This window comes from Acidithiobacillus albertensis, from assembly GCF_001931655.1.
In the GTDB taxonomy this organism is placed as follows: Bacteria; Pseudomonadota; Gammaproteobacteria; order Acidithiobacillales; family Acidithiobacillaceae; genus Acidithiobacillus; species Acidithiobacillus thiooxidans.
On sequence record NZ_MOAD01000001.1, the window covers coordinates 2,677,011 to 2,689,553 of the forward strand.

The window sequence follows — 12,543 nt, forward strand, 5'->3', positions numbered from 1 at the left end:
ATAATTGTGAATAAGGCACCGAATCCATTCACACTTTACAACAATTTTGCACAAAAACCTACTTCCCTCCCTGACGCTTTTTCAGGAGAATGCAGGCTCCACGAATGAGGAGCTTGAGCGTGCCCCATAAAGTGCTAAGCGCCGTCACTGGCGTCTTGTTGGCGGTCACCGGACTGACTCAGGCGGATGCCAGGGTGATGGGCTGGTTGGCAGATCCCTTTGATACCGATGGCGGAATCAGCCAGCAACCCGGACAGCCGTGGACCGGCCCCAGTAAACTGCCGACCATACCCGATGCCCATACGCTTGCTCAGGCTGAACAGGAGCAGGTCTGGAGCCTGCCGCAACTGACCGCCTATGCCCTTGCCCACAATCCGCAAACAGCGGCCGCCTGGGACTCCCTGCGTGCCGAAGCAGCAGGAGTGGGTGTAGCAGAAAGTGCCTGGTTGCCGACTCTAACCCTCAGCACTTCGGCTTCACGTCGCCAGTCGGCTTCTACGGCGGGCTTTACCGTACCCGCGCGCAACAGCGTCAATCCGAATCTGACCCTCAGCTACACCCTCTGGGACTTTGGCCTGCGCTCCGCCAAAACCGATGCGGCAAAAGCCCAGGAATGGGTAGCCGGCTTCACCCAGAATCAGGAAATCCAATCTGTGGCCTTCAGCGTGGCCCAGGCCTATTATCAGGTGCTCGGCAACCAGTCCCTGCTCCTTGCCGATGAAAAAACCGTTGCCGAAAATCAGAAAAACCTGGAAGCCGCAGAAGTTATGCACCGCGCCGGTCAAGCAACAGTTGGAGCCTTGTATCAGGCGCGGGCGGCCATGGCTCAGTCACAATCCACCCTTGCCGCCCAACAGCAGACCCTGCGTAGCAGTCAGGGCGTATTGGCCAGCACCCTCGGCCTGAGCCCCAAAACCGTTCTGAAAATTCACCCGCTGCAACTCAATCAAACACCCCCGCAACTGCACGATGCGGCAGACACCCTGATGCAATCCGCACTAAGCGCCAACCCGGCCTTGCAGGAAGCACGAGCCCAGGTGGCTGCAGCCCAGGCCAATCTGCGGAGTGCTGAGGCCAGCGGCTTGCCCACTCTGGGGGCCAGCAGTTCCTATGGCTACCTGTTTCAGGGTGGCTTTCGGCCCGGCGACACCTGGACCGTTGGTTTTACTCTGACCGTTCCATTGTTTACGGGCTTTAATAACCACTATCAGGTTCGCCAGAACGAGGCCTTGCGTGATCAGGCTGAAGCCAATCTTGCTGGTAGCCGAAACAGCACCGAAAGTACAGTCTGGCAGGATTATCATAATTTTCAGGGTGCGACGGCAGCATGGCCAGGAGCTCGCAGTGGTCTGCAAAACGCCGACAAAGCTCTGGAAGTAGTACAGGCACAATATCGCGTTGGGCAAGCCACCATCCAGGATGTGTTACTGGCAGAATCCACCCTGGCGCAGGCGCGTTACACCCTCATTCAAAATCTGGTCAGCAGTTACGTGGCACTGGCGCAACTCAGTCAGGCCGTGGGCATGCCTTTGGGAGCACAACAACCGTGATGCGTTATCCCCTTATTTTTCTTCTGACCGCTGTTACCTTGGGTCTGACGGGCTGTCAGGGCAAAGCCCGCCATGAAATGCCTCCGCTTCAGGTACAGTTGACCACTCCGACCCAAGAAAATATGACCCACTACGTCGGTTATCTTGGAACCGTGACGCCTATCCAGACCGTCACCGTCATTCCCCAGACTTCGGGACTGCTACAAAACATCTCTTTCACGCAGGGGGCCATGGTCAGCAAGGGTCAAACCCTGTTTACCATTGATCCAGCTCAAACCCGAGCGGAGCTTGCCCAGGCTCTGGCCAAACTGGCTGCTGATCAGGCTACTGCCCGCTACAACCGCAATCTGGTTGATCAGGATCGCCCCCTGGCGGAAAAAGATTTTATTACCCGCCAGAGTTTTGACCAGGCGGTTTCCCAGGCGCAGGCGGCGGCGGCTCAGGTGGCCGAGGATCAAGCTGCTGTTCAGCAGGCTCGGATTAATCTGTCTTACACCAGGATTACCGCACCTATCAATGGTCGCATCGGCTTGGCGCTGGTCAAAGCCGGGAATCTGGTGGTCGCCAATCAAACCCAATTAACCACCATCAATGAAATCAACCCCATCACCATCAACTTCAGTGTTCCTCAAGCACAACTGGGGGCCGCCAGACAGGCACAATCCCAAAACACCAACCTGCCCATCCAGGAAGAAAAAGGCGGGACCCTACTGGCTCAAGGCAAGCTGACTTTTATTGATAACACCGTCAGCGCCAGCACCGCCACGGTCAGCCTGCAGGTCACGGTACCCAATACCAACCATAAACTCTGGCCGGGTCAGTACGTGCTGGTGCAAATGCCGGTCCAGCACATCGCTAATGCTCTGGTTCTGCCCGTAGGAGCTGTGCAGCAGGGTAGTTCCGGTCCTTTCGTTTATACCGTCGAACAGGGCAAAGCAACGGACAAGGCCATTCAGGTTCTCTGGGAAACAGGAAAAAAGGCGGTGATCAGTGGTATTACGCCCCAAACCCGGGTCATTTTCCCGCTCCCGGCGCGACTATATCCCGGTGCCGCCGTACAAACCGGTGCGGCCGGGCACTCTACCAAGCAGCAGCATCAAGGTAGCCCCTCGTGAATTTCTCGGCGTTATTCATCCGGCGCCCGGTGATGACCGTTATCATCATTCTCGGGCTGGTGATTTACGGCATTTTTGCCTTTACCAATCTGCCCGTCGCCCTCCTGCCCAGCGTCGATTTCCCAACCGTCATGGTATCGGCCAGTTTGCCTGGCGCCAGCCCTCAGACCATGGCCAGTGCCGTCGCCACGCCTCTCGAAAAACAGTTTTCTTCCATTCCCGGACTGTCTTCGATGAGTTCCGTGAATAATCAGGGTTCCACACGCATCATTCTGCAGTTTGATCTCAGCCAGAATATCGACGTAGCCACCCAGAATGTATCCAATGCCGTCACCCAGGCCAGTCATCTGTTGCCACCCGGCATGACCAGCCTGCCTTTTGTCAAACAGCTGAATCCTTCTGCGGCCCCCATCGAATTCATCGCCCTTTCCGCACCCAATATGCCCATCTACAAGCTCAATGAGTACGCAGTAGACAAGGTGGTGCCAGCCATTTCCGGGATTCCCGGGGTAGCGCAGGTGCAAATATTTGGTGAGCAGAATTACGCCGTACGCATTCATGCCAATCCATTTGCCATGCAGGCGCATGGTATTTCCCTGCAGGATCTCAGCACGGCCATCAACAATCACAATGTGAATTTACCCCAGGGAACGGTTCTGGGCGCCGTCCGTAATTACGCGGTGAATGTTCATGGTCAGCTACAGGACGCCCAGGCTTTTGCCAACATGCCCGTAACTTTTGCCAACGGCGCTGTAGTCCCCCTTTCCGACATCGCTCAGGTGCGCAATGGGGTGGATAATGACCAGATTGCCAGCTGGATTGGTAACCAGCGCGCCCTGATTCTGGCGGTCGTCCGTCAGCCCGACGCCGATACGGTCGCCATTTCCGATGCCATCGGCAAGCGCCTGCCGACGCTTGCTGCCAGTCTGCCCGGCGGGGCGAAAATGACGGTGGTTTATGACAAGGCGGACTATATCCGCTCCGCCGTGGAAGAAGTGGAAATCACCTTGCTTCTGGCTTCCCTGCTGGTAGCGGGCGTGCTCTGGCTGTTCCTGCGCCGGGGTAGCCCCACCCTGATTGGGGCAGTAGCCATTCCAACTTCCATTTTGGCCACTTTCGCCATTATCTACGAGCTGGGCTACACCCTGAACACCCTGACCCTGCTGGCCCTGACTTTGGCCGTCGGATTTGTGGTGGATGACGCCGTGGTCATGCTCGAAAATATCACCCGCCACGAAGAAAATGGTGAAGAACCTTTCCATGCGGCCATTACCGGCAGCCGGGAAATTGGTTTTACCGTCATTTCCATGACGCTTTCGCTAGCTGTGGTGTTCCTGCCCTTTCTGGTTATGGGTGGCATTATTGGTCGTTTGTTCCGGGAGTTCGGGGTCACGATAGCCATCGTCATCCTCATGTCCGGACTGGTCTCGCTGACCCTGACCCCCATGCTCTGCGCCCGTTATTTGCGGGTAAAACATCATAGTCCCAGCCGCTTTGAGTCGGGCTTCTCGCGGCTGCGCAACTGGTATGGACGCAGTTTGCGCAAAACCATGCAGCATCGCGGCTGGGTGTATATAGCTGCACTGCTCAGTCTGCTGGGCATGATCGGCCTGTTCGTCATTCTGCCTAAAGGGTTCATTCCCAGCGAAGACAGCGGCATGATCATGGGCAATCTGGAGTACCCTCAGGGTATTTCCTTCAGTCAACTGGAAGATACCCAGCAACGTATCGCCACGGCCGTAGGTCACAACAAGGCCGTACAGGCGGTCATGTCCAGTGCCGGGCAGGGAGCGGGCGCTTTCGGGTCCGCCAATACCGGACGCCTGATTATCCGTCTGAAGCCCCTGGGACAAAGAGCTTCCGGAGAGCAGGTCATCATCCAGTTACGCCAAATTGTCAGTCACTTTAATGGTGTCGAGGCCAGCTTCCAGTTGCCTCCAGCCATTCAGATGGGGCCGGTATCGTCGCAGTCTCACTACCAATACATTCTCCAGAGCGAAGATCAGGACAGTCTCAACGAAGCAGTCCCCCATTTGGTAAAAGCCCTGCGCAAAGTGCCGGGACTCCAGGCCGTCAATAGTGATCTGCAGCTCGCCAATCCCGAAATCGAGGTCCATGTAATGCACCAACGTGCCCAGGCCCTCGGGGTAACACCCCAAGGTATTGAGCAGGCCCTCAACTTTGCCTTCGGTGGCACCCAGGTTGGCACCATTTATGCCTCCACCAACCAGTACGAGGTCATTCTGGATCTGGAGCGAAAGTTTCAGGAAAATCTGGGAGCCCTTTCGGCAATTACCATTCCCGGTACTGCCGGTCTGGTCCCCCTGGCAGCCATCGCCCATTTTGCCTATGGCGTAGGGCCCTTGAGTATCAGTCATTATGATGGCCTGCCCAGTGTCACCATTTCCTTCAATCTGGCCCCCGGTGTCTCCCTGGGAGAGGCCACCCAAAGGGTGCAAAAGGCTGCCGCACAAATTCTTCCCGCCAACGTGCAGGGTGAGTTTGGCGGCTCGGCAGCGGCCTTTTCTCAATCCACGAACACGCTGCCCTTGCTGCTTCTTGCCACCATCGCCCTGATTTATGCGATTCTGGCCATTCTCTACGAAGACTTCATCCACCCGTTGACCATTCTGACCGCCTTGCCACTGGCAGGTTTCGGCGCGCTGCTGGCTTTGTGGATATTCCATCAGGAACTGGATTTGTTCAGCTTTGTGGGCATTATTATGCTCGTGGGTCTGGTCAAGAAAAATGGCATTATCATGGTGGATTTTGCCGTCCATCGGCGGCGCGAGGGTGCCAGTGCAGAAGATGCCATTGTCGATGCCTGCATTACCCGGTTTCGCCCGATCATGATGACCAACCTTGCGGCGGTATTGGGTATTTTGCCTATCGCCATCGGCATCGGCGCTGGTGCAGAATCGCGGGTTCCGCTGGGTGTTGCGGTAGCCGGGGGCATTGTTGTTTCACAATTTTTGACCCTGTATATCACTCCCGCTTTTTATGTACTTTTTGAAAACTGGAAAGGACGCTGGCGACGCCAGCCTCAGCCGGCACAGAGCAGCTCGGCGATTTCCGGGGATCACCCATAAACCTCAAAACGGCGCTTGGGCGGGAAGCTTTGCAGCGACCTTGGTCCGCGCCGTAGACTGCGCGGACCTGTTTCGGTATGACATCTGAATGGATAAGTTCTGCATTATCACTGAATTGTGATATACAACGAACGACTATCCGTAGAATAGCGAGTCCGTAATGCCTGCAAAAATCCTGTTATTACTGGTCCTTGCCAGCCTGGCCGGCTGCGCCACTATAACGCCCTCCGGGCCCAACCATTTGACGAGCAGCGCCGCTACCCAAAGCGCCCAACTCGCGCAACAAAAAGCTGAACTGGCCGAACGGCACCTGGCAGCCATTGCTGGCCAACGGGCTACTGCAGAACGGCAGTTTTGTCCCAACTGGCAACAGGCACTCCTACACGCCCGTAATAATGCTATCGGCTGCGCCCAAATGCCGATCAATGCCCAATCCGCCTGCTGGCAGGCGGTTACCCAATGGGCCAACGAAGAAAGCCAATATTTTCATGCCCTGCATCCTTTATTCACCCACAGCCCCTACGCGGAACCCGCAGGGCATGCCGCACACTTTTTCGATTTGGCCCAAAGCTGGGCCATGACCTGCGAAGATGGCGGTGCTGCATGTACCCAAGCCTCAGGTCATCAGCAAATGGATCAGGAGAAGAAGCAGGTGAATCAGTTTTGCATGCACCAATAAATAATGATCCAGGCCACTTTTTAAGGCGAAGCTCTATAGGCATCTCTGGAGAAATTGAGTAGGATAAAAATCGGTAGAAAACACTTACTTTACAATTAACTAAAAGATTTTCCTGCCCATAACTCAAAAAGGGAGAAACCATGTTCAAGGATTTTATAGGAGACTTCAAAACATTTCTGCAGCGTGGGAATGTGATCGATCTGGCGGTCGCTTTTGTTATTGGTACGGCTTTTTCTGCCATAGTCACCGCTTTGGTAGGCGACATCATCATGCCGCCCATCGGCCTGCTGCTCGACAAGGTCGATTTTTCCAATCTTTACGTCATATTGAAAGAGGGCAGCACTCCCGGTCCTTACCTGACCCTCGCTGCGGCGAAAAAAGCAGGCGCAGTCACCCTAAATTATGGCCTGTTCATCATGTCCCTGATCAGCTTTTTCATCATTGCTCTGGTCATATTTTCCATTGTCCGCGTCATCAACAAACTCTACCCCAAGCCTGTTGCACCGGTTTCCACCAAAAACTGCCCCTATTGCTTTTCCTCCATCCCTTTGGCGGCTACGCGTTGCCCCAGTTGTACCTCCCAACTGGAATCCTGATCAGGTAATTACTTTGGCGAAGCCCGCTCACTGAGAGCCCCTTCGCCTTTCCTGCGCACTTGCCGTATGCTCATGACTCATTATGTACACGGGTGGATCATGTGATCTGGGAACTTTTTCTGGTTTTTCTGGCCGGGATGCTGCTCGGTCTGGGTATTCTGTTTTTTTTGAGCCGGCAAAACTTACGTCGCCAGCAGGACGAGGCAGCAGCTGTCCAGGCACGTCAGGAACAAGTCATCTCCGAATTGCGCGCCCATATTCAGGCGCAACAATCCGAGCTGCTGAAACAAAATGAAAACCGGGTCCGGGCAGAGACAGAAAACCAGCAGATCCCCTTGCTGAATCAAGCACTCAAAACTGCTCAGGATGAAATCAATCAGTTGCATAATAATCTCAATCAGATACGCGGTCAGCAGGCAGAATTACAGGAACGCCTGGAACAGGAGCGCTTGCGCAGTAATGAGAAACTGACTTTGCTGGAAGAAGCCCGGCAGCGCCTCACCGAAACTTTCCAGTCCCTCTCTGCCGATGCCCTGCGCCGCAATAATCAATCTTTTCTGGATCTCGCCAGGGAAAACCTCGAACGCTTTCAGGAAAATGCCAAAACTGACTGGGATGGCCGCCAGAAAGCCGTGGGACAACTCATCGAGCCCATTCGTGAATCCATGGAAAAAGTGGGCCAGCGCATGGATGCCATGGAAAAAACGCGCATTGATGCTTATGGCGCTTTAAATGAACAACTGCGTGGCCTCGTTCAGGACCATCTGCCCCGCCTGCATCAGGAAACAGCAGCCTTGGTAAAGGCACTGCGTCAACCTGCCGCGCGAGGCCGCTGGGGCGAAATGCAGCTCAAACGCGTCGTGGAAATGGCAGGAATGCTGGCCTACTGTGATTTTGCTGAACAGGAAAGCGTGCAGACGGAAACCGGGCAGCAACGCCCCGATCTGGTTGTCCGACTGCCCGGCGGCAAACGCCTGATTGTAGATGCCAAGGCGCCCCTTAACGCTTACCTGGAAGCCATGGAAAGCGAGGATGAGCAAAAACGTCAGCAGTTCCTGCTCAAGCATGCCCAGGAACTGCGCACGCACATGACCCAACTCGGCAAAAAGTCCTATTGGGAACAATTTCAGCCCACCCCTGAATTCGTGGTGCTTTTTGTCCCCGGAGAAGTATTTTTCAGCGCGGCGCTCCAGGCCGATCCTGCGCTGATTGAATTTGGCGTCGAACAAAAAGTCATTGTTGCCAGCCCAACCACCCTCATTGCCCTGCTGCGCGCGGTTTCTTACGGATGGCGGCAGGAGTCTCTGGCAGAAAATGCCAGAGCCATCAGCGAGCTTGGCAAAGAACTTTATGATCGTCTTCATACGCTTGCCGGACACTGGAGCAGGGTAGGGAAAAATCTGGGACAGGCCGTTGATGCCTATAACAAGGCCACCGGCTCACTGGAAGGTCGTGTTCTCAGTTCTGCCAGAAAGTTCCGGGACCTCAAGGCGATAGCAGACAACAAGGAATTATCTGTCTCGGAGCCGGTAGAACTCAATCCGCGTCAATTACAGGCAGACGAACTGATCGGCGAAAAGCTGCCTGACTCCAGCGATTAGGCGGAGTCCCCGGTCACCTGCCCGGCATCCTGCCGACGGGATTGTGCCTGCACGAGCGCCAGAGGCAAGCTGAAAATGACCTTTTCTTCAACCCCCGCCGTTTCCTGCGGCGCTGTAGCACCCCATTCCTGTAACTGGTCGATAATACCTTTCACCAGACTTTCCGGTGCCGACGCACCGGCACTAATCCCGATTTTGCCGACATCAGCAAACCATTCCCGACGCAATTGGCTCGAATCTTCAATCAGATGCGTTGGGGTATCCAGCCTTCCGCCCAGCTCGGCCAGACGACTGGAGTTGGAACTGTTGGGCGCACCGACCACCAGCAAAATATCCACCTCGGGAGCCAGGGTTTTGACGGCATCCTGACGATTTTGGGTGGCATAACAAATGTCATCTTTTTTGGGGCCCTGAATATGGGGAAAACGCGCACGCAAGGCCTGAATCACCTCGGCGGTATCATCCATACTCAGGGTAGTCTGGGTAATATAAGCCAGCTTTTCCGGGTTTCGCGGAGTCAGGCTGGCCACATCAGTCACATTGGAGACCAGATACATCATTCCTTCTTCCACCTGCCCCATGGTGCCCTCCACTTCCGGATGCCCGGCATGACCAATCAGCACCATTTCCATCCCGTCCCGACTGTATTTCTTGACCTCCATATGGACCTTGGTGACCAACGGGCAAGTCGCGTCAAATACGCTCAGCCCCCGGGCGGCCGCATGTTGACGTACCGCAATGGGTACCCCATGCGCACTGAAAATCACCGTTGCCGCATCGGGAACTTCGTCCAGTTCCTCCACAAAAACCGCCCCACGGGCACGCAGGTCCTCGACGACATGGCGGTTATGCACCACTTCATGACGTACATAAATCGGTGCCCCGAAAAGCTCCAGGGCGCGGTCCACAATTTGAATGGCACGATTGACCCCGGCACAAAAACCGCGCGGATTGGCTAACAGAATTTCCATATTGAAGTTCTCTAAACGATTTAAGGGAATGGTCCATCCTGCCGCAGGCGCTGTCAACCCAAGCGGCACCGTCTGACCAAGGCTCAAATTCATCTCACCGGAATTTCATCCGGGCCGATAAAACTCAAACGATTGTCATAAAAGTGTCATATTTACCTGATATTATCCTTTTGCAATTCCAATCACTTATCAGGGGTCATCATGGCAGAAAGCTCCAAATCCACCCAAAATCTGCAGGAACAAGCTCTCTCCGCAAAGGACAGCGCCCATAGCCTTACCAGTTCGGGAGATATTGCCCCGGATTTAAGTCCTGAAGGTATTCGTGATTTCGTCATCCATGAAGCCGTAGAAGCAGCCCAGGCTCAGCAAAGTGCCATCGTCACCGACTATGTCAACAGCCATCCCCAGGCCGCCCAGTCTCTGGATGACGCCATTCGGGTGATTCATTCGGATGTCAGCCCGGAAGACCTGGAGCATCTGCATGAGAGTGGAGCCATCCATCCGCGCAAGCACGTCGCCAACACGGATGATACCCTCAATGATGACTGGCGAACCGGCGGTTATCCCTACAAATTCAGGATGACGCGCCGGGACTATGAACACGATAAATATGGCCTGCAGGTAGAACTGCTCAAGTTACAGGCCTGGGTAAAATCCAGCGGTCAGAAAGTTGTCGTCATTTTTGAAGGGCGGGATGCGGCGGGCAAGGGCGGCACCATCAAGCGCTTCATGGAACATCTCAATCCACGTGGCGCCAGAGTGGTTGCGCTGGATAAACCCTCTGAAAGAGAAAAGGGACAGTGGTACTTCCAGCGTTATGTGGAACAACTGCCTACTGCTGGTGAAATGGTATTTTTCGATCGCTCCTGGTACAACCGCGCGGGCGTCGAGCGGGTCATGGGTTTCTGCAATGAAGCTGATTATCAGGAATTCATGCGCCAGGTTCCGGAATTTGAGCGACACCTGATTTACAGCGGCATCTATCTGGTCAAGTTCTGGTTTTCGGTGACCCGTGACGAGCAGCACCGGCGTTTTGAAGAGCGTAAAGTGCATCCCCTCAAGCAGTGGAAGCTATCTCCCATGGATCTCGCCTCCCTGGATCGTTGGGAAGATTATACCCGCGCTAAGGAAACCATGTTTTTTCATACAGATACCGCTTATGCGCCGTGGACGGTGGTCAAATCCAATGACAAAAAACGGGCTCGACTAAATGCCTTGCGGCATCTGCTCCAGGTCATTCCCTACGACAATAAGGACCTCCATGCCATTGGTTCCGTCGACGGACTGGTGGTCAGCCGCGCCCACGTCATGTACGGCGAGACCAATTCTCAGGAACTCAATCCCTTTAATGGTAACCATTCACCGGAATCCGCTGGCTAAATCCACTCCAAGGAGCACCTGACCGTGAGCACAGAAAAAATTCACACCCCGCCTTCGGGGAAAAGTATCCAGCAATATATTGACGAAACACCTGTCTGGTCCGATGGCACGTCCCTCAAGGGAACCCCCATGACGGCCATGCAGTGGCGCATCTGGAGCCTTGCCGTGGCCGGCAAGTTTTTTGAAGGCCTGGTGATTTTCATGACGGGTATTGCCTTACCCCTCATTGTCCGGGACTTTACCCTGCAGGCAGCCCAAAAAGGGGTAGTCACTGCCGTAGCACTTTTCGGTATCCTGATTGGTGCCACCATGCTGGGCGGATTATCCGACATATTCGGACGTAAACGCATGTTTATTGCCGAAATGGTGATTTTTGTGGTGTTTCTCATCGGTCTCACCCTGAGCCCCAGTTATCTCTGGATGGTGATCTGCCTCTTCGGGATTGGGCTGGCTCTGGGTTGTGACTACCCCACCGCCCATCTGGTCATTTCTGAAGCGGTTCCCAGCAAGGGACGCGGCGGCCTGGTGCTTGGCGCCTTTGCCTTTCAGGCGGTAGGTGCAATTGTCGGTGCCGGTCTGGGCATTATCATTCTCGATGTTTATCCCGAAGTGGATGCCTGGCGCTGGATGTACGCTGCAGCGGTTATCCCGGCCATTCTGGTGATTGTCGGCCGGTTTTTTATCACCGACAGCCCCCACTGGCTGGCCAGCAAGGGGCGTATGGAAGAAGCGGAAAAGGAAACCCGCCGCCTGCTCAAGCGGGTTCCCCAATACCCCAAGGAAGTGGTCCTCAACAGAGAACACGCCCATCATCACCAGAAAGTCAGTCCTGCTGTGCTTTTCAACAACAAAAACCGGCGCGCCACTTTCCTCGCCGCCATCCCCTGGTTCATTCAGGATTTAGGTACTTACGGTATCGGTATTTTTACCCCGATCATTCTGGCCACCACCCTGGGTGCTTCCAGGGATGTACACAGCGTTGCTGACCTGGCACAAAACGTGATGCTCTCTGCCAAGGGAACCGCCCTGCTCGATGTGCTGTTGATTCTGGGGGTGCTTGCTGCCATTTTCTTCGTGGAAGGGACCGGCCGCATCAAGTTGCAGATCATCGGCTTTATCGGCTGTGCAGTCGGTCTGGGTCTGGCCGCCATTTCTCTGAATCTGCCCGATGGGGACAAAACCATTCTGCTTTTTGCCGGATTCATGCTTTTCAACTTCATGACCAATCTCGGCCCCAACGCCCAGACCTATCTGCTGGCCGGTGAAGTGTTTCCGACCTCCATTCGCGGCTATGGTGCCGGCTTTGCGGCTTCTTTCGCCAAAATTGGGGCGGTCATGACGGCCTTTTTGTTCCCCATCCTGCTCCACACCATTGGTACCCAAACCCTGTTGATCATTCTGGTGGGCACGTCAATACTGGGGGCCGTATTGACCTGGGTTTTCCGGGTCGAAACCCGTGGTAGCCTCGAAAAAATTGAACAGGCGCGCGTGCAACCCCAGGTCTGAGGGTTTTGCTTATGGGTCCGCGCAGCTTGCGGGCCTGTTTTTCCGCCGGAAATGGC

The 12,543-nt window shown here is 54.9% G+C and carries 9 protein-coding genes; 8 read left to right on the top strand and 1 reads right to left on the bottom strand.

Going from position 1 to position 12,543, the window contains the following annotated elements:
* Positions 1-119 precede the first annotated feature (119 nt).
* From BLW97_RS13775 to BLW97_RS13800, 6 genes are all read left to right on the top strand, one after another.
* Complete coding sequence (locus tag BLW97_RS13775; RefSeq protein ID WP_143214891.1) at positions 120-1,550, top strand: TolC family protein; 1,431 nt, start codon at positions 120-122, stop codon at positions 1,548-1,550.
* A complete protein-coding gene (locus tag BLW97_RS13780) occupies positions 1,550-2,665 on the top strand; it encodes an efflux RND transporter periplasmic adaptor subunit (RefSeq protein WP_035210995.1) in 1,116 nt (371 codons plus the stop codon). The genes BLW97_RS13775 and BLW97_RS13780 overlap by 1 nt, the downstream gene beginning before the upstream one ends.
* Positions 2,662-5,754, top strand: a complete 3,093-nt coding sequence (locus BLW97_RS13785; RefSeq protein ID WP_075323457.1) for an efflux RND transporter permease subunit — start codon at positions 2,662-2,664, stop codon at positions 5,752-5,754. Before BLW97_RS13780 ends, BLW97_RS13785 begins: the two co-directional genes overlap by 4 nt.
* Before the next feature lie 160 nt (positions 5,755-5,914).
* Entirely contained in the window at positions 5,915-6,433 is a 519-nt protein-coding gene (locus BLW97_RS13790; protein WP_075323458.1) for a hypothetical protein, read from the top strand.
* Between the two features lie 140 nt (positions 6,434-6,573).
* A complete protein-coding gene (gene mscL, locus BLW97_RS13795; RefSeq protein WP_010642476.1) occupies positions 6,574-7,029 on the top strand; it encodes a large conductance mechanosensitive channel protein MscL in 456 nt (151 codons plus the stop codon).
* Positions 7,030-7,130: 101 nt separating this feature from the next.
* Complete coding sequence (locus BLW97_RS13800; RefSeq protein ID WP_075323459.1) at positions 7,131-8,630, top strand: DNA recombination protein RmuC; 1,500 nt, start codon at positions 7,131-7,133, stop codon at positions 8,628-8,630.
* Here BLW97_RS13800 and ispH read toward each other — a convergent pair.
* Entirely contained in the window at positions 8,627-9,601 is a 975-nt protein-coding gene (ispH, locus tag BLW97_RS13805; protein WP_029316446.1) for a 4-hydroxy-3-methylbut-2-enyl diphosphate reductase, read from the bottom strand. The two genes, BLW97_RS13800 and ispH, sit on opposite strands and share 4 nt — an antisense overlap.
* A 201-nt stretch (positions 9,602-9,802) precedes the next feature.
* Between ispH and ppk2 the strand changes: the two genes are divergently transcribed.
* A complete protein-coding gene (gene ppk2 / locus BLW97_RS13810; RefSeq protein WP_143214892.1) occupies positions 9,803-10,981 on the top strand; it encodes a polyphosphate kinase 2 in 1,179 nt (392 codons plus the stop codon).
* A gap of 24 nt (positions 10,982-11,005) precedes the next feature.
* Entirely contained in the window at positions 11,006-12,487 is a 1,482-nt protein-coding gene (locus tag BLW97_RS13815) for an MFS transporter (protein WP_075323460.1), read from the top strand.
* Positions 12,488-12,543: the final 56 nt, after the last annotated feature.

Excerpts from the sequence above, each read along its gene's own strand:
- BLW97_RS13780 (WP_035210995.1), top strand. The coding sequence starts at position 1,550 with ATGCGTTATCCCCTTATTTTTCTTCTGACCGCTGTTACCTTGGGTCTG.
- BLW97_RS13790 (WP_075323458.1), top strand. The coding sequence starts at position 5,915 with ATGCCTGCAAAAATCCTGTTATTACTGGTCCTTGCCAGCCTGGCCGGC.
- mscL (WP_010642476.1), top strand. The coding sequence starts at position 6,574 with ATGTTCAAGGATTTTATAGGAGACTTCAAAACATTTCTGCAGCGTGGG.
- ispH (WP_029316446.1), bottom strand. The coding sequence starts at position 9,601 with ATGGAAATTCTGTTAGCCAATCCGCGCGGTTTTTGTGCCGGGGTCAAT.
- ppk2 (WP_143214892.1), top strand. The coding sequence starts at position 9,803 with ATGGCAGAAAGCTCCAAATCCACCCAAAATCTGCAGGAACAAGCTCTC.